Raw genomic sequence first — 18,237 nt, 5'->3', positions numbered from 1 at the left:
CCTTAGCGTTCTATTTGGAGAACGATAGTGGAAGACCTCAACACCCTCTACTACTTCACCCAGGTGGTCGAGCACCGTGGTTTCGCCGCTGCCGGACGAGCCCTGGACATGCCCAAGTCCAAGCTCAGCCGACGCATCAGCGAGTTGGAAGAACGCCTGGGCGTGCGCCTGATCAATCGCACCAGCCGCCACTGTTCCCTCACCGAAATCGGCCAGGCCTATTACCAGCGTTGCCTGGCGATGCGCGTGGAAGCCGAAAGCGCCGCCGAGGTCATCGAGCTCAACCGCTCCGAGCCTCAGGGCATCGTGCGCCTGAGTTGCCCCACCGCCCTGCTCAACTCGTGGGTCGGGCCGATGCTCACCCGCTACATGCTGCAGTACCCGCTGGTGGAATTGCATGTCGAGAGCACCAACCGTCGAGTGGACGTGATTTATGAGGGCTTCGACATCGCCCTGCGGATTCGCTTTCCGCCGCTGGAAAATACCGACCTGGTGATGAAGGTTCTGGGCAATAGCACCCAGTGCCTGGTGGGCAGCCCGCAATTTTTGCCACAGCTGTCGACCCCGCCTTCGCCGGCGGACCTCAATGGTCTGCCGAGCCTGCATTGGGGATCGCCGCACCGGGAATATCAGTGGGAATTGTTTGGTGAGAACGGTGCCAGCGCGGTCATCCGGCATTATCCGCGGATGGTCACCGATGACCTGCTGGCGCTGCGGCATGCGGCCTGTGCCGGAGTGGGTATCGCGCACTTGCCCAGTGTAGTGGTGCGCGAAGACATCGCAGCGGGACGCCTGGTGAGCCTGATCCCCGGCTGGTCGCCAAGGACCGGGATTGTCCACGCGATTTTCCCCTCGCGCCGGGGATTATTGCCGTCAGTGCGCACGTTGATTGATTTCCTCGGGGAGGAGTTTTCCCAGAGCGATATGGCCTGATCAGGCTGGCACCAACACCACCCGGCGTTGGCGCAACAGATGAAACGCGCCCCATGCCACCACCGCAAATCCGCCCTGAAGCAGGATCATCGGCGTGGCGCTGCCGTCTCGCAGGGTGCTCAACAGCACGCCGCTGAAGGTGGCGCCAAGCATCTGCGAAAAGCCCATCAACCCGGCCGCCAGACCGGCGCGGTGGGCATTGGGCATCACCCCGCCGGTCACCGAACCAGGCAGCACCAAGCCACCGCCGAGAGTCACCAGGGCAACCGGCAGGCTCAGGCCCAACACCGACAAACCGAACACCTCGAAAATCACCACCGTCGTTATCCCGCCGATGGCCACCAGGGTCACGCCGATGGCGACGATACGCTCCGCCCCAAGGTGCATGATGCTGCGCCGGGTGAAGGTGGCGCCGACGATCAGCATCGACACCATGCACCCGAAGGTCACGCCGTACTGCGCACTGCTCAGGCCCAGCAGGTTGATGTACACCGCCGATGAACCGGCGATCACCGCAAACATGGCGCCATAGGTACACGCCAGGGTCACGGCGAACGCGCGGTAGGAGCGGCCCTTGAGCAAATCCAGGTATTGCCCGGCGAGGGTTTTCCAATGGCCGGCCTTGGGGTCGAGGTTCTGGTTGCTTTCGCGGTAGAACAGCACGACGACCAGGGTCGCAATCACGCCAATCGCCAACGCCAGCAGGATCGGTGCATGCCAGCCGCCGAGCTTCACCAGCAAGCCGCCCAGCATCGGCGAGACAACGATAGCGCAGAGCATGCCAATCACCGTCAACGCCAGGGCCGGGCCGGCCTCGGCTTTCCACACGTCCCGTACCACCGTGCGCGCCAGCACCAGCGCTGCACAGGCGCCAAGGCCTTGGAGGACACGGGCGGCGATGAACTCACCCATGCTGCTGACCAGCAGCATCCACAACGTTGCCGCCACATACAGCAGCAAGCCGCCGATCAGTACCGGACGCCGGCCGATTCGGTCCGACAACGGCCCCAACAGCAACTGCCCCAAGCCAAAGGCCGCGACAAACGCCGACAACGCCGCCAGCGCTGAACCGGGTGGTGCGACCAGCGCCTGCTCGATGGAACCCAGGCCGGGAATGATCAGTTGGGTCGAGACTTCACCCAATGCCGTCAGGGCCACCAGTAGAAACAACAAGCTACGAGACGGCGTCGGGTCGTTCGACATGGGGGCTTTCCGGGGGGCTGGATTAATTTATATTTCGACCATAATATGAGTAAAAAATTATGTCCATAATTTTTTGCCCGACGGTCAGAGTGAATCCCACGGAGCCTCCCCCATGAACCCACTTTCTCATCGCTTAAGCCTTCTCCCATCCTTGGCACTGTTGATGATGCTCGGCGGTTGCAACAGCAAAGCCGACCCCGTTGCACAAGCCTCCCTGCCCCGCCCGGTGCTCGCCGCCAAGGTCGAAGCCGCCGCCAATCAGCAAAGCGCCTACACCGGAGTGGTCGCGGCCCGTACCGAAAGCGACCTGGGCTTCCGGGTCAGTGGCAAGGTGATCGAGCGCAAGGTCGACCCCGGCCAGCGCGTAGCCCGTGGCGATACCTTGCTGGTGCTGGACATCGGCGACTTCGAGCTGGCCCTACGCTCGGCAAAAAACCGCGTGAATGCCGCCCAGGCCCAGCTGCGCCAACGGCGTGACGACGAAAACCGCTACCAGCGCCTGGCCAATACCGGCGCCGTGTCGCGGCAGATTTTCGACCAGTCCGCCACCAATCTGCGGGTCGCCGAAGCGGAGCTTTCCGCCGCGCAATCCGATGCCAGCCAGATCGAAAACCGCCGCACCTACTCGGTACTGAAGGCCGACGGTGACGGGATCATCACCGACGTACGGGTGGATCGCGGGCAAGTGGTGGCCGAAGGGCAAGTTGTCGCCCGGTTGGCCCACGATGGCGCCCGGGAAGCCATCGTTAACCTGCCGGAGAACCAGCGCGACCAGGCCTCGCAAAAAGCCCTGGCCTTCCCCTTCGGCGCCCCTGACCAGGCCGTGACTGCCACGTTGCGTGAGCTGTCCGCCAGCGCCGACCCGACCACCCGCACCTACCGCGCACGTTATGTGCTGCACGGCGCCGTCGACCGTTTCGCTCTTGGCTCGACCATCACCGTACGCTTGCAAGGCAATGGCCAGGCGCAACAGACCCGCGTGCCCATCGGTGCCCTGCAGGATGCCGGCAACGGCACCGGGGTGTGGCTGATTGGTGATGATGACAAGGTCAGTTTCGTCCCGGTGAGCGTCGCCAGTCTTGGCCAGGAAGAGGCGCTGCTGAACAGCGGTGTCAGCCCCGGCCAGATTGTCGTAGCCCTTGGCGCGCACCTGCTCCACAGCGGTGACGCGGTACGCCTGCTACCGGCCCAGGTGCTGGCACTCAACCGTAAGCAGGGCCACTGATATGCGCGGCATCAACCTCTCCGAACTGGCCGTCAAACACCGCGCCGTCACGTTGTTCCTGATCATCGCGATCCTCGCCGCCGGGATTTTTGCCTTCGGCAAACTGGGGCGCGCAGAAGACCCGCTGTTCACCGTCAAGGTCATGACCATCACCGCCGCCTGGCCCGGTGCTACGGCCCAGGAAATGCAGGAACAGGTGGCCGACCGCCTGGAAAAACGCCTGCAGGAGCTGGACTACTACGACCGCGTCGAGACCATCGCCCAGCCCGGTTTTGTCTCGATGCGCATGACTTACCTGGAGTCCACGCGCCCCAGCGAGATCCAGGACCTGTTCTACCAGACCCGCAAGAAGCTCAGCGACGAAGCGTCGAAATTGCCCAAAGGCGTGATCGGCCCGTTCTTCAACGACGAGTACTCCGACGTGTACTTCGCGTTGTACGCCCTGGAAGCCGAACACCTGCCCCACCGGCAACAGGTGCAAATGGCAGAAGCCATGCGCCAGGGTTTGCTCAACCTGCCGGGGGTGAAGAAGGTCAACATCCTCGGCGAACAGGCCCAGCGAATCTTCGTCGAGTTTTCCTATGAACGCCTGGCCACGCTGGGCATCAAGCCCGAACAGATCTTCGCTGCCCTCTCCGCGCAAAACGCCGTGGCACCTTCAGGCTTTGTCGAAACCGCCGGCGCACGGGCGTATATCCGTATCGATGGCGCCTTCGACAGCCTGTCGCTGATCGAAAACGTTCCCCTGGAAGCCAACGGCAAGGTGCTGCGTATCGCCGATGTCGCCACCGTCAGCCGTGGTTATGAAGACCCGCCCAGCTACCGCATTCGCCATCAGGGTGACCCGGCGCTGATGCTCGGGGTGGTCATGGAGAAACACTGGAACGGCCTGGAGCTGGACAAGAGTCTCAAGGCCGAGGAAGCAAAAATCCAGGCCGACCTGCCACTGGGCGTGAACTTCGCCAAGGTGTCCGACCAGGCGAAAAACATCAGCCTGGCGGTCAACGAATTCATGCTGAAATTCTTCGTCGCCCTGGCGGTAGTGATGGTGATCAGCCTCTTGGCCCTGGGCTTTCGCGTCGGCCTGGTAGTGGCCGCAGCAGTACCACTGACCCTGTCGATTGTGTTTGTGATCATGCTGATGACGGGCCGCGAATTCGACCGGGTCACCCTCGGTGCGCTGATCATTTCCCTGGGCCTGCTGGTGGATGACGCGATCATTGCCATCGAGATGATGGTGGTGAAACTGGAAGAAGGTTTTGACCGTATCCACGCGGCCACCTTTGCCTGGCGCTCTACCGCAGCACCCATGCTGACCGGGACCCTGGTGACGATTATAGGTTTCCTGCCGGTGGGTTTTGCCCGCTCGGGGGCTGGGGAATACGCCGGCAATATTTTCTGGATCGTCGGCTTTGCGTTGATTTCATCGTGGTTGGTGGCGGTGGTCTTCACCCCCTACTTGGGGGTGAAGCTGCTGCCGCAAATCAAACCGGTGCCGGGCGGCCATGACGCGATTTATGCCGGCCGTTATTACCAGAAGCTGCGCAGCCTGGTGGAGACTTGCGTGCGCAAACGCTGGTGGGTGACCGGGTGGGTGGTATTGGCGTTTGTGCTCTGCGGCTTGGGCATGGGAGTGGTGAAGAAGCAATTCTTCCCCAACTCCGACCGTTCCGAGCTGATTCTTGAGGTGTACATGCCGCCCGGTAGCGCCTTCAAAAGCACTGAGGCGGTGGCGGCACAGGTGGAAAAGGCGCTGATGGAAGAGTCGCAAACCACGATGGTCGATACCTATGTCGGCGGTGGTGCCCCCCGGTTTTTCCTGTCTCTGAACCCCGAACTGCCGGACCCGGCCTTCGCCAAGCTGATCGTGCAAACGCCCGACGCGCATGCCCGAGACGCCTTGAAACTGCGCATGCGTGAACGCATCGCAGCCGGGGAATTTCCTTCAGCGCGGGTGCGGGTCACCCAACTGGTGTTCGGCCCACCCGTGCCCTTCCCCGTGGTGTTTCGCGTGTCCGGTCCGGACCTGAATGTGCTGCGCGGTCTTTCCGAAAACGTGCGCCAAATAGTGGCGGCCAACAAACTGACCCAAGACAGCTTTCTCGACTGGGGCGAGCGCGCCAGCGGCTATCGACTGGTGCTCGACCAGGATCGCCTGCGCCTGTTGGGCTTCACTCCTGATGAAGTGAAATCCCAGCTCAATGCCCTGCTCAGCGGCAACCCGATCACCGAAGTGCGCGAAGGCAATCGCACGGTGTCGGTGGTGGCCCGCTCTCAAGTGAGCCAGCGCGAAGACCTGGGCAACCTGGACAATATGACGCTGACCAACCGCACAGGCGTGTCGGTGCCTTTGGCTCAAGTCGGGCATTTCCAGGCTGTGATGGAAGAACCGATCCTCAAGCGCCGCAACCGTGCGACGACCGTGGAAGTGCGTGCGGACATCGTCGACGGCACCCAACCACCAGACGTGGAAATGGCGGTATATGCCGACCTCAAGCCGCTGATCGCCAAACTGCCCGCCGGCTATCGCATCGACATCGGTGGCCCGGTGGAAGAAAGCGCCAAGGCCAACGTTGCCCTGGCGGCGCTGTTCCCGATCATGATCCTGCTGACCTTGACGGTGATCATGTTCCAGGTGCGTTCATTCGGGGTGATGTTCATGGTCTTTGCCACGGCGCCATTGGGCTTGATTGGTGCCGTACCGACCTTGTTGCTGTTCAACCAGCCGTTTGGCTTCAATGCGATTTTGGGGTTGATCGGGATTGGCGGGATCTTGATGCGCAACACGCTGATTTTTACCGACCAGATTCGGCAAAACCAGGACCAGGGCCTGGCGATTCACGAGGCAATTGTCGAAGCGACGGTGCGTCGGGCCAGGCCGGTGATCTTGACGGCGCTGGCGGCGGCATTGGCGTTTATTCCGCTGACGTTGTCGGTGTTCTGGTCGTCGCTGGCGTATGTGTTGATTGGCGGGGTGTTGGTGGGGACGGTGTTGACGCTGCTGTTCTTGCCGGCGTTGTGCAGCTTGGTGTTGGGGCGGCAGAAGACGCGGGAGATGGTGGCACCAACCTGACTTCAAAGACGCAGTAAACCCCCTGTGGGAGCGGGCTTGCTCGCGAATGCGGAGTGTCAGTCACAGAATATGTCGACTGATACAACGCATTCGCGAGCAAGCCCGCTCCCACATTTCGATCTGTGTTCACAGGAAATTGATGAGGCTTTAAGTCAGCGCTTGGACAGCTCCATGATCATCCGGCTCAACAGGTAGATCCGTGGTGCCACACTCTCCACCTCGGCATATTCCTCAGGCGTATGAATATTGCCGCCGACAATCCCGAACCCATCCAGGGTCGGCGTGCCCACGCCCGCCGACAGGCTGGCATCAGCCGCCCCGCCGCTGCCTTCAACGGTCAGTTTGCGTCCCAACTCGCCGTAGATCCCTTGGGCAATCGCCACCAACTTGTCGGACTCCGGCGTCTGCGGCATCGGCGGCAAGCCGCGGTGCAGGCTGGTGGTCACTTCAGTGTCGGGAATCAGTTTGTTGGCCGAGACCCGCGCCAAGTCCTTCTCGATCCGATCAAACTCTTCCGGCACCGCCGCCCGCACATCCGCCTTGGCGGTGGCTTGGTCCGGGATCACGTTGACCCGATCCCCTGCGTTGAGCACGGTGAAGTTGATGGTGGTTTTCTTCTCGGCGTCCCCCAGTTTGCCCAGTTGCAGGATCTGGTGGGCCGCTTCCATCGCCGCATTGCGCCCCAATTCCGGAGCAACACCGGCGTGGGCGGCCTTGCCCTTGACCTCAACCACAGCGGTGGCGCTGCCCTTGCGCCACACCACCAGACCATCGGCTGGACGACCCGGCTCCAGGTTCAGGGTCACGTCGTTGAGCTTGGCGGTTTTGCGGATCAGTTCGGAGGCAGCCTCCGAACCGGTCTCCTCGCTGGCATCCAGCAGGAAAGTGATTTGCGCGTAGTCCTTGAAACCCTGGTTTTGCAGGACTTTCAACGCGTAGATCCCGGCGACGATCCCGCCCTTGTCGTCCATCACCCCTGGGCCATAGGCGCGACCGTCCTTGATATGGAACGGTCGTTCGGCGGCCGAGCCTTCCTTGAACACGGTATCCATGTGGGCCATCAGCAGGATTTTTGCCTTGCCGGTACCCTTGAGGGTGGCGATGACATGGCTGTTTTTAGCAGCGGCATCGGGCACCAGTTCAATACTGAAACCAAGCTTTTTCAGCTCGTCGACAGCAATCTCGCGGACCTGGGTCAGGCCTGGCTCGTAGCCGGAACCCGAATCGATATTCACCAGGCGTTCCAGCAGTTTCAGGGCATCAGCCTTGTACTGCTCGGCATCAGCCTGGATCTGTTTGTGGGGTTCGGCACTAAAGGCCGGGAACGTGAAACCGAAGGAAAGTGCCAGGGTGGCGGCCAGGGCCGTACGGCGGAAGTTGAAAGTCATGAACCGGTCCTTGTTTTTGTTGGGAGTCGTTGCACACCCTACCTGACAAACACCGATTTGTTGATCGTCAAACCGACTTCAACCAACTCCCCAACACCGAGCTGACCCGGTTGCGCCCGCTGCTCTTGGCTTCGTATAACGCCTGGTCGGCATCATTGAGCCAACTGATGGCATCGCTGTGGGACGCCTGATACGGCGCCAGGCCGATGCTCAAGCTGGCGCGCAGCGTCGGATCCTGGGCATAGCCCAGGCAATTGAAGCGGTCGCGCAAGGCGTCCATCACTTCCGTGGCCCGGCCCAGAGGCATGTCCGGCAGGATCACACAGAACTCATCACCGCCGTAGCGCCCAGCCAGGTCGGTGGCTCGCAGGTTCTGGCGCAACACCTTGCTCAATTGGCGCAGCACGATATCGCCAGTGACGTGGCCGTAGGTGTCGTTGATGGCCTTGAAGTGGTCGATGTCGATCAACGCAATGGCCGCGCCCTGCTGCCCCCGACGGCAACGCTGGAACTCGATTTCCAGGTGATCTTTCCAGGCGCCGTGGTTGAGTAACCCGGACAGGCTGTCGGTGCGACTGAGGGCCAACAGCTCGCGCTTGTGCCGGGACAAGGTGATGGTCTGGCGGTAACAAATCCAGCCCAGGACCAGGGGATACAGCATCAGGATCGGCAGGCAGGCATAGAGCTGCGCCTCGCTGGTCACCGCAATAAACGCCGGGGTGAACACCAGCATCGACACGCCCACCCCAAGCGCCTGGGCCACCCAGCCGGCCAGCATGAACCGAGGCCCGCCGATGGCGACATTGTTCATGGTCATCATCGACAAAGTGGTGACGCTGGGCAACGGATTGAAATGCATGGCACCGACCCAGAAGCCGCCGCAAAACGAGTCAAACAGCAGATTGCGGGTTTCTGCGCGCAGGGAGTTGGAGGAACGAAGCGACCACTGGTAGGCCAAGTGCGGCCAGATAAAACCGTTGGCGATCATCAAGGCCCAGACCCAGCCCGACGGATGAAACGGGTACATCCCGGCCGCCACACAGACAAACCCGAGGGTCAGCCCCAGGGCGCGGGATTTGTACAGGCGTGCGGCGAGCGAAAGTCCCTTTCCTCCTGCGACTGACATGTCTGGCGTGATCCTGAATGAATGCTCGAAGTCTATCAGGGGAAAAGCAAATAGCCACTGCCGCCCGAAGACTGGAACACCCGTGCCAAGGCACCTAGTTGGAAAAACCCCGCGCCAACATCATCGCCACCCCCAGCAGCAACACCGCAGTAACCTTCTGCAACAGCACCCGCCGTTTTGGGTCTTCCAGCACATGTTTGATGCGCTGCCCGAAATAGCAATACAGGCAGCCACTGGCGAACTGCAGCATCAGGAATGTCAGACCGAGGATGGCGATATCACGCGCTGCACTTTCCTGGCCCACGGCGGCGAACTGAGGAAACACTGCGCTGAACAGGATGATCGCCTTGGGGTTCGACAACCCGGTCAACAGGCCCTTGCTGAACAGACTGCGAGTGGTTTCCTGACCCTGGGCCCCGGTGTCAATCGACACGCCACTGCTGGTCCATTGCTTGAACGCCAAATAGAGGATGTAAGCCACGCCCACCAGTTGAATGCCCTGGGTGATCAGCGGATAGCCTTTGATCAGCTCGGAAAAGCCCACCGCAAAAATCAGAATCGAGATCAGGTACGACACACTGGCCCCGAACTGCGCCGGCAAGGAACGCCGCAGGCCATCCTTAAGGCCCAGGCTAAGCAACAACAGAGTCATGGGGCCCGGGCTGAACGCCAGGGTGGTGCACAACAGCAGGAAATACAGAAAGGACGACAGGGTCAGGGCGCTGGCCATGGGTTTCACCACAGGAAGGAATGCCGTGCAGTCTAGAACTGCAAGGCCTGCCCGAGGCAGGTAAACTCTGTGTATATCCACGCAGACTTTACCGGTAAAGTTTGCGGTAAACCCAGGACTCAGCATGCCTATTCCGCAGATTCGCTTCCATGACCGTGCGCCCAAGGTTCAGCAAATCGTCGATGCATTCACCCAGGCCATCGAAACAGGCGAGCTGGCCGCCGGCAGCAAACTGCCGTCGGTACGTGAATTGGGCGAGCAACTGGGGGTCGGTAAATTCACCCTGAACGAGGCACTGGACCGCTTGCGCGGTCGCCATCTGCTGACCTCCAGCCAGGGTCGCGGGCACTTTGTCGCCAGCCGCCTGGCCCAGCCGTCCTCCAGCACCTGGGTGGATCTGCTCCCTCAGGACCTGCTCAGCGTACTGCGCCGCCCTTTGGCAATCGCCCCCGGCGGCCTGCGCCCCGGCGGCGGCCATCTGCCGGAAGACTGGCTCGACTCCGACGCCCTGCGCCAAGCCATGCGCAGCGCAGTGCGCGCACCGTCCCTGCGTGTCGCCAGCCTCGGCACCCCGGCCGGCCTGCTGCCCTTGCGCCAAGCCCTGCAACAGAAACTCCAGGGCGAAGGGCTGTCGGTACCGGTGGAACAAATCATCACCACCCCCAATACCCTGCAAGGCCTGGATATGTTGATGCGTCTGCTGGCGCGCCCCGGGGATACGGTGCTGCTGGACGCCCCCTGCTATTTCAACTTCCACGCCAACCTGGCGTTGCACGGGGTCAAGGTGGTGACGATCGCGCGGCGGCCAGACGGCTTCGACTTTGCCGCCCTGGAGCAACTACTCGCCGAGCAGCGACCCAGCCTGTACCTGACCACCGGCGTGCTGCACAACCCCACCGGGCATTCCTTCAGCCCGGGGCAAGCCTTTCGCCTGTTGCAACTGACCCGGCAATACGGTTGCCATATCGTCGAGGACGACCTTTACGGCGACCTGCACCCCAACCCACCGCCACGTCTGGCCGCCCTCGCCGGGCTGGAACAGGTGACTTATCTATCCGGGTTTTCGAAAAGCCTCAGTGCGAATGTGCGGGTCAGCTATGTGGTGGCGGCGCCGCAATTGGCGGCCAACTTGACCAATATGAAGTTGATGAGTGGCGGGATTACGTCGGAGTTGTTTGAGCAGATTGTCTATCGGTTGCTCAGTGAGGGGAGTTATGCCAAGCATCGCAAGCGTATGGTTCAGCGGTTGCTGGAGGCCGGAGGGCGGGTTGAGCAGTGGTTGCGGCGGTGTGGGTGTGAGTTGCCCATGGGGTTTGAAGGGGGGATGTTTATCTGGGCGCGGTTGCCGGCGGGGGTGAATGGGGAGCGGCTGGCTGAGGCGGGGTTGAAACGCGGGATGGTGTTGGCGCCGGGGGCGTTGTTTGGGTATGAGGGGGGGATGCGGGATTTTATGCGGTTTAATGTGGGGCATTGTGATGATTTTAGGGTTTGGGAGGGGGTTGAGGGGTTGTTGAGGGGTGATTGAGTGCATATCCGTTGTTGCGGTGATGGCTGATTAGGGTTCCGCTCTTACAGCGGCTCACTTTTGAACAGCGCAAAAGTAAGCAAAACGCTCTTGCCCCACCACTCGGCACCTCGCCTAGGCTCGGTGTGCCCTCACTCCGGCATTGGTCCGTGGGCCGCCGCAATGGGCCATCCCTGGCCCAGTGCGGCTAAACCGGCGTCCTGCCGGTTTACCCACGGACCAATGCCTACGTTCAGCCAGCGTGGTTTAACGGGGCGCCTAAGATCAAAGTCAAAAGCAGATCAAGAACACAGCGGCCTACCGGCCGGCTTGAGTGGTGTGAATCGAAGGCAAAATCAAAAACGGGCACGGTCTACTGTGGGAGCAGGCAAGCCAGCTCCCACAGAAAAGCAGATCTGCTTTCGCTCTGGCCCTTGCTGGACCTTGCCTTTGCTTCTACCACTCAGGTCGGCTTTCAGGCCGCCGTGCTTTTGATTTTGATCTATCAGGCCCCATTAACCATGATGGCCGAACGCAGGCATTGCGCAGTGGGCATCCCGGCATGGATGCCGGGATAGCCGCGTTGGGCCATGGATGGCCCGTCGCGGCGGCCCACGGAGCAATGCCGGAGTGAGGGCACGCCGAGCCACAGCGAGGCGCCGAATGGTGGGGCAAGACCTTTTGGTTACTTTTGGGGCGTTTGCCAAAAGTGACCCGCTGTAAGAGCGGAACCATAAGTAGCCATCACCGAAGAAATGGATATGTACTCAAACAACCAAACAGCCTGGTCGGCTACCAGGCCGCCACGTCACCCCGGCAACGGAATCACCCTCAACGACCTCACCGACTTATACGAAAAACTCGAATAAATCTCCTTAACACAAGGCAACGTCTGCAAAACCTCCCGCGCAAACTCCCCAAACGACTCCAGATCCTTCGCCACCACTTCCAGCAAAAAATCATACCGCCCCGAAACGTTATGACACGCCACAATCTCGGGAATCGCCAACAACCGCTGCTCAAACGCCCGGGCAATTTCCTTGGAATGGGTATCCATCATAATGCTGACAAACGCCGTCACCCCATACCCCAGCGCCTTGGGCGAAAGAATCGCCTGATAACCACTGATCACCCCACTGTCTTCCAGATGTTTCACCCGTCGCCAACACGGCGAAGTGGTCAGGGAAACACGCTCGGCCAGCTCGGCCACAGTCAAACGGGCATTACCCTGCAGGGCATCCAGCAGGGCTTTATCGGTACGGTCCAGGCTTCCAGGCATGTCTTGCCTCAAAAATTCATTTTTATTGGTTTTCATCCCAACCCACCGGCTTTTCCCGGCAAAGTATGGAACGTTCGGCCTCGGTTATGAGCATAGCATCGTAGGAAATAAGGAGCGTCCGACCATGAACAATAAACACAACACGTTCGGCTTTTCCACCCGCGCCATCCACCATGGCTATGATCCACAAGACCACCACGGTGCCCTGATCCCGCCGATCTACCTCAGCGCCACCTTCGCCTTTCCCACCGCCGAATACGGCGCCGGCTGCTTTGCCGGTGAAGAACGCGGGCACTTCTACACGCGCATCTCCAACCCGACCCTGGCCCTGCTGGAGTCACGCATGGCCACCCTGGAAAACGGCGAAGCTGGCGTGGCCTTCAGCTCCGGCATGGGTGCAATCGCCGCCACCTTCTGGACCCTGCTGCGCCCAGGTGACGAAATCATCGTCAGCCAGACGCTCTACGGCTGCACCTTCGCCCTGCTGCACCACGGGATCGGCGAATTCGGCGTCAAGGTGCGCCATGTCGACCTATCGGACCTGGCCGCCTTGCGCGCGGCACTCTCGCCTCAAACCCGCATGATCTACTTCGAAACCCCGGCCAACCCCAATCTGCAACTGGTGGACATCGCGGCCGTAGCCGAGATCGCTCACCAACGGCCCGGTATCACCGTGGTGGTGGACAACACCTATTGCACCCCCTACCTGCAACGTCCTCTGGAAATGGGCGCCGATGTGGTGGTGCATTCAGCCACCAAATACCTCAGCGGCCACGGTGATATCACCGCTGGCATCGCCGTCACCACCCAGGCCCTGGCCCAACGAATTCGCCTGCAAGGCCTCAAGGATCTGACCGGCGCCGTACTGTCGCCTCAAGATGCTTTTCTGTTGATGCGCGGTCTCAAGACGTTGGCCCTGCGCATGGATCGCCACTGCAGTAACGCTCAGGCCATCGCCGAAGCATTGCAGGCGCACCCAGCGGTGGAATGGGTCACCTACCCCGGACTGAAGTCGTTCCCGCAGTACGAATTGGCCGCCCGCCAGATGAAGTTGTCCGGCGGCATGATCGCCTTCGAACTCAAGGGTGGCATCGATACCGGACGGCGTTTCATGAATGCGCTCCAGCTGTTCAGCCGTGCGGTGAGCCTGGGGGATGCCGAGTCATTGGCCCAGCACCCGGCGACCATGACCCACTCCACTTACACCCCCGAAGAACGCGCCCATCACGGGATTTCCGAAGGGCTGGTGCGGCTGTCGGCAGGCCTTGAGGACGTCGCCGATTTGCTGGCGGATGTGCAGCAGGCCCTGGCCAAATGCATCAAGCGCACTCCGGTGACAAAGCCAGCGGTTCAGCTTGAGGTACACGCCAAGTAAATCCACGCCGAGGAGGTGTCCGCCTCCTCGACACACCACTGCAACAGTGCAGTGTTCAACTACTCCCGCCGATAGACAATTCAATCCGACCCTTTCGGGTTGTCGCCCTCGCAAGACTTAATATTTTTTTTACGGATTGGATCCCCCTGCTATCCCAAGGCTGTACTAGGATACGACTCGGCCGCCACTACTATCACTGTAGGTTATTCACTCTACTTATCATCTTAAAACCCATCGCGATAAGGCAGCCTCTTCACCCACAAAACTCATGGACGAAATGATGAACTCACACCTGTTCCCACACATTGGCAAGGTCATCGCCAGCACCGGCAGCCGCCACTTCCCGCGCATGCTACATGACCTGATACTGACCCAACTGGATGTGGATGCCACGCACATCAAGCAATTGCGTGTGAATTCAGAGGGCCAGCCGAAGCGCAAGGCATGCACCTCAAGGGTCGAAGGCCTGCTCCCGGTGTACACCGACTCAATAGCCGGCAGTACCCACACAGCACCCACAGCATCCGACCCCGCATGGCCCGCCGCTCAGTTGCACCTGACTCGGCGCAAGGATGATTTCAATTACGTGCTCTCTGTGTATCGCTCGCACCAGTCGCAGAATTTTTCTGCCCAGGAACGGATCATCCTGCAGGATTTCTCATCGCTGCTGTTACCCATGGTCGAGAAACACATCGCCGCGATCCAGCCGTGCAGCAATGACAACAGCGCCCTCACCCAGAGCAGCGAAAATCAGGGCATCGAAACCCTGCGTCGACGCTTTGACGAACGCCTGGCGCAATCGGACCTGAAGCTGTCAAGCCGTGAGCTGGAAGTGTGTGTCGGCATGCTGGCCGGACGTACCGCACCGGAGTTGGCCGAGCAACTGGCGCTGAAGGTCAACACTATCGAAAGCTACCTCAAACGTGCCGCGATCAAGATGGGCATCAGCGGGCGGCATTCGTTGTTGCGGTGGATGTATTCGGCACAAGACGGCGCTACCCTGTAGCCCTCTGGTTAGATACCGTCTGCAGTCACCAGGCAAGAGCCCTGTCAGGCCATACATTTGGCCCGTTGTAGCCGCTGCCGAAGAATGAGGCTGCGATAAGGGCCGAAGGACCTTCGGCAGTTTCAAGATCCTGGCGATCTGCTGCGCAGCCGATCGCAGGCTGCGCCGGCGGCTACAGGTGGTCGACACGGCCCGCCCTGGTAGACGCCCTCTTCAATCCCGCGCCAACGCTTCGATAGGATCCAGCCGCGCCGCATTGCGCGCCGGTACAAAGCCAAACACGATACCGATCATTGTCGAACAGGCAAACGCGGTGACGATCGAGCCCACGGAAAACACCATCTCCCATTCTTTGACGAACAACGAGAACAACAAACCGATGCCCAGCGACAGCGAGATGCCGATCATCCCGCCAATCAGGCAGACCATCACCGCCTCCACCAGGAACTGCTGACGAATATCCGACTGCCGCGCTCCAACCGCCATGCGAATACCAATCTCGCGGGTACGTTCGGTGACCGATACCAGCATGATATTCATCACCCCAATCCCGCCCACCAGCAACGAAATCACCGCAATCAACGACAGCAGCAACGTCAGGGAACGGCTGGTTTTCTGCACCGTCTGCATGATGCTGTCGAGGTTGTTGGTGAAGAAATCCTTAGTACCGTGACGCTGCTGCATGAGTTTGTTGACGTTATCTTCCACCACCTTGCTCGGCTGCCCGTCTTTGATGCGCACGGTGATGCTGTCCAGATGGCGCTGCCCCAATAACCGACCGGCCGCAGTCTCATAAGGCACCCAGATTTGAAGAGCCTTGCTGGCGGCGAACATGTTCTTGTTTTCCTTCGTCACGCCGATCACCGTACACGGCAGGTTGCCGATCAGGATCACCTGGCCCAACGGATCCACCCCCGCGCCGAAAAGCCGGTGACGGGTGTTGTGATCGATCACCACTACTTGCGCCTGACGCCTGGCATCGCTTTCGCTGAAAGAAATGCCGGCTTCCAGCTTCAGGCCCTTGACCTGGAAGTAGCGGTCGCTGACACCGTTCACCTGAGCATCCACGTCTATGTTGCCGTAGCGCAACAGCAGGTTGCGGCCCACCATCGGGGTTGCGCTGTCCACGTAGTACAGCTGGTTCAGCGCGTCCACATCGGAGGGTAGAAGGGTCTCGATAGCCGAGGCCCGGCTGTCACCAAAACTGGTGCCGGGCAAGATGTCGATGGTGTTGCTCGCAATGGCCTGGATGTCCTTGAGCACATAGCGCTTGGCACCTTCGCCAATAGCCGAAATCGACACCACAGACGTGATGCCGATGACGATACCAAGCATGGTCAACAAGGTGCGCATACGATGGGAGACCAGCGCCACCCAAGCCATGTTGAAAGCCTCCTTGAACAACCCGAGACTGGCCACCAAGCGCCGTGGACCACTGTGCTTGGGCTCGATGGGGACTTCGTTGGGCAGATCCAGGCCACTACTTTCGTTGGCGCGATCGCTGACAATCTCGCCGTCGCGCACCTCAATAATCCGCTGGGCATTGGCTGCCACTTTCGGGTCGTGGGTAACGATAATCACGGTGTGCCCGGCCGCGTGCAACTCCGCCAGGATACGCATCACTTCCTTACCGCTGTGGGTATCAAGAGCACCGGTGGGCTCGTCGGCGAGGATCACTTCGCCGCCATTCATCAGCGCCCGGGCGATACTCACCCGCTGTTGCTGGCCACCAGAAAGCTGGCTGGGCCGATGGGTCAAATGCCCCGACAACCCCAGCCGAGCCAACAACTCCCCAGCCCGGCTGTAGCGCTGGGTTTGGGGCGTGCCAGCATAGATTGCCGGCATTTCCACGTTGTGCAAGGCACTCAGGTGCGCCAACAAATGGTAACGCTGGAAGATAAAACCGAAGTAGTCGCGACGCAGTTCAGCCAACTGCTCATCGTTGAGGGACCGGGTTTCGATGCCATTGATCTTGTAGCTGCCGGCCGTGGCGTAATCCAGCCCGCCGAGGATGTTCATCAGGGTCGACTTGCCCGAGCCCGAGGCCCCGGTGATCGCCACCATTTCCCCGGCATTGATCGTCAGGTCGATGCCTTTGAGGGCAATGAACTCCCGGTCGCCGGCCATGAAACTGCGGGTAATGCCTTTAAGTTCCAGTAATGGCTGACTCATCCGTCAGCCCCCCGCCACGGCTGGCGCAGCATCGCCGATCACCACCTGGTCACCCTCAACCAGGCCATCGGTGATCTGCACCTTGACGTTGTTATTGATACCGGTCTGGACATTACGCGAGGTGGCCTTACCCTTTGCACCCAGCACCCGCACCGTGAAACTGCCGTCGGCATTGCGCGGGCCGAGCGCCGCCACCGGCACCGTCAGCGCCGCCTTTGCGGTATCCAGCACGATGCGCACCTGGGCGGTCATGGCGATGCGCAGACGGTGGTCGACGTTGGGCACCTCGAAAAGCGCGTTGTAGAACACTGCCGTGTTCTGTTTCGGAGTACCGGCGGGCTGGGTGTCCAGGAAATTCTGTGGCGCAGGTTCCGTACCGCGCAGCTTGGCGTAGTAGCGTTTGTCGGCCTCGCCGAGAATGGTGAAGTACACCTGCTGGCCGGGGCTGATATGGATGACGTCCGCCTCCGATACCTGGGCTTTGACGGTCATGGTGTCCAGGTCTGCCAGCTTGAGCAGCACCGGCGCCAACTGGCTAGCGATCACGGTCTGGCCTTCCTGAGTAACGATGCCCACTACGTCGCCATCAATTGGCGCGACGATGCGGGTGTAGTCCAGGTTGACCTTCGCGGTGTCGATCTGAATGTGCGCACTCTTGATCTGTGCATCCAGGGCCAACAGGTTGGCCTGTTGCACATGGTAGTTGGACTCGGCGTTCTCAAAATCCTGGCGCGACACCGACTCGTCGTCCTGCAGCCTCTGATAACGCTCGTAGACCGACTTGGCCTGCTTGAGCTGGGCGGCAGTGGCGCGGCGCTGGGCCTGGAGGTTTTCCTCATCCACCTGAGCTTTGCGTAAGGTATTTTGCAAGATCAGCGGATCGATTTCCGCCAGCCACTGCCCCTTCCTCACCTTGTCCCCAAGCTTGACCTTGAGGGACTTCAACTGGCCGGAAACCTGGGCACCGACATCCACCTGTTTGATGCCCTCCAGAAGACCGGTGGCCAGCACTGCATTCTCAATATCGCTGCGTTCAGCGGTAGCGGTGAGGTACTGCGGCGCGTCCGCCGGCGCTTGCACCGCATAGACAACCAACCCCGCCGCAACCACCAACACCAGGCCTAATCCAACCTTGCGAAACTTCGACTTTTCCATAAATGACCACAAAAGGTGTTGAGGGCAAGCCCGACCGGGTTTGGTCGGGCCTCACTTAAATCTTCAGA

At 60.6% G+C, this 18,237-nt stretch carries 13 protein-coding genes; 6 read left to right on the top strand and 7 right to left on the bottom strand.

Going from position 1 to position 18,237, the window contains the following annotated elements; genetic code table 11:
* Positions 1-24 precede the first annotated feature (24 nt).
* On the top strand, positions 25-933 hold the full coding sequence (locus tag HKK55_RS06380; protein WP_169357793.1) for a LysR substrate-binding domain-containing protein: 909 nt from the start codon (positions 25-27) through the stop codon (positions 931-933).
* On the opposite strand, the gene HKK55_RS06375 is transcribed toward HKK55_RS06380, so the two are convergent.
* Positions 934-2,136, bottom strand: a complete 1,203-nt coding sequence (locus tag HKK55_RS06375; protein WP_169353862.1) for an MFS transporter — start codon at positions 2,134-2,136, stop codon at positions 934-936.
* 112 nt (positions 2,137-2,248) lie between these two features.
* Here HKK55_RS06375 and HKK55_RS06370 point away from each other — a divergent pair, with 112 nt between their 5' ends.
* Together HKK55_RS06370 and HKK55_RS06365 are read left to right on the top strand one after the other, a co-directional pair.
* Positions 2,249-3,361 carry an efflux RND transporter periplasmic adaptor subunit gene (locus tag HKK55_RS06370; RefSeq protein WP_169353861.1) on the top strand — a complete coding sequence of 371 codons (1,113 nt, stop codon included), beginning with the start codon at positions 2,249-2,251 and terminating at the stop codon, positions 3,359-3,361.
* A gap of 1 nt (position 3,362) precedes the next feature.
* Entirely contained in the window at positions 3,363-6,434 is a 3,072-nt protein-coding gene (locus HKK55_RS06365; RefSeq protein ID WP_169353860.1) for an efflux RND transporter permease subunit, read from the top strand.
* A 152-nt stretch (positions 6,435-6,586) separates the two neighbouring features.
* Here HKK55_RS06365 and HKK55_RS06360 read toward each other — a convergent pair whose 3' ends face one another.
* The 3 genes from HKK55_RS06360 to HKK55_RS06350 all read right to left on the bottom strand — a co-directional run bounded on the left by HKK55_RS06360 (position 6,587) and on the right by HKK55_RS06350 (position 9,678).
* Entirely contained in the window at positions 6,587-7,822 is a 1,236-nt protein-coding gene (locus HKK55_RS06360) for a M20/M25/M40 family metallo-hydrolase (protein WP_169353859.1), read from the bottom strand.
* A gap of 67 nt (positions 7,823-7,889) precedes the next feature.
* On the bottom strand, positions 7,890-8,948 hold the full coding sequence (locus HKK55_RS06355; protein ID WP_169353858.1) for a diguanylate cyclase: 1,059 nt from the start codon (positions 8,946-8,948) through the stop codon (positions 7,890-7,892).
* Positions 8,949-9,042: 94 nt separating this feature from the next.
* Positions 9,043-9,678, bottom strand: coding sequence for a LysE family translocator (locus HKK55_RS06350; RefSeq protein WP_169353857.1), 636 nt, complete (start codon positions 9,676-9,678; stop codon positions 9,043-9,045).
* Between the two features lie 124 nt (positions 9,679-9,802).
* Here HKK55_RS06350 and HKK55_RS06345 point away from each other — a divergent pair, with 124 nt between their 5' ends.
* Entirely contained in the window at positions 9,803-11,203 is a 1,401-nt protein-coding gene (locus tag HKK55_RS06345; RefSeq protein WP_169353856.1) for a PLP-dependent aminotransferase family protein, read from the top strand.
* Between the two features lie 787 nt (positions 11,204-11,990).
* Here the strand turns inward: HKK55_RS06345 and HKK55_RS06340 are convergent.
* Entirely contained in the window at positions 11,991-12,461 is a 471-nt protein-coding gene (locus HKK55_RS06340) for an Lrp/AsnC family transcriptional regulator (RefSeq protein WP_169353855.1), read from the bottom strand.
* A gap of 124 nt (positions 12,462-12,585) precedes the next feature.
* On the opposite strand from HKK55_RS06340, the gene HKK55_RS06335 reads away from it, so the two are divergent.
* Together HKK55_RS06335 and HKK55_RS06330 are read left to right on the top strand one after the other, a co-directional pair.
* Entirely contained in the window at positions 12,586-13,836 is a 1,251-nt protein-coding gene (locus HKK55_RS06335) for a methionine gamma-lyase (RefSeq protein ID WP_169353854.1), read from the top strand.
* A 268-nt stretch (positions 13,837-14,104) separates the two neighbouring features.
* Entirely contained in the window at positions 14,105-14,842 is a 738-nt protein-coding gene (locus HKK55_RS06330) for a helix-turn-helix transcriptional regulator (protein ID WP_169353853.1), read from the top strand.
* Between the two features lie 213 nt (positions 14,843-15,055).
* Here HKK55_RS06330 and HKK55_RS06325 read toward each other — a convergent pair whose 3' ends face one another.
* Positions 15,056-17,014 carry a MacB family efflux pump subunit gene (locus HKK55_RS06325; RefSeq protein WP_169353852.1) on the bottom strand — a complete coding sequence of 653 codons (1,959 nt, stop codon included), beginning with the start codon at positions 17,012-17,014 and terminating at the stop codon, positions 15,056-15,058.
* 3 nt (positions 17,015-17,017) lie between these two features.
* Positions 17,018-18,169 (bottom strand): macrolide transporter subunit MacA, encoded by a 1,152-nt coding sequence (gene macA, locus HKK55_RS06320; RefSeq protein ID WP_169353851.1) that lies wholly within the window; start codon positions 18,167-18,169, stop codon positions 17,018-17,020.
* Between the last annotated feature and the right edge of the window lie 68 nt (positions 18,170-18,237).

This window comes from Pseudomonas sp. ADAK18 (assembly GCF_012935695.1).
Taxonomy (GTDB): Bacteria; Pseudomonadota; Gammaproteobacteria; order Pseudomonadales; family Pseudomonadaceae; genus Aquipseudomonas.
The sequence above is the reverse complement of the archived record's forward strand: the minus strand, read 5'-3'. Positions and strand labels throughout refer to the sequence as shown.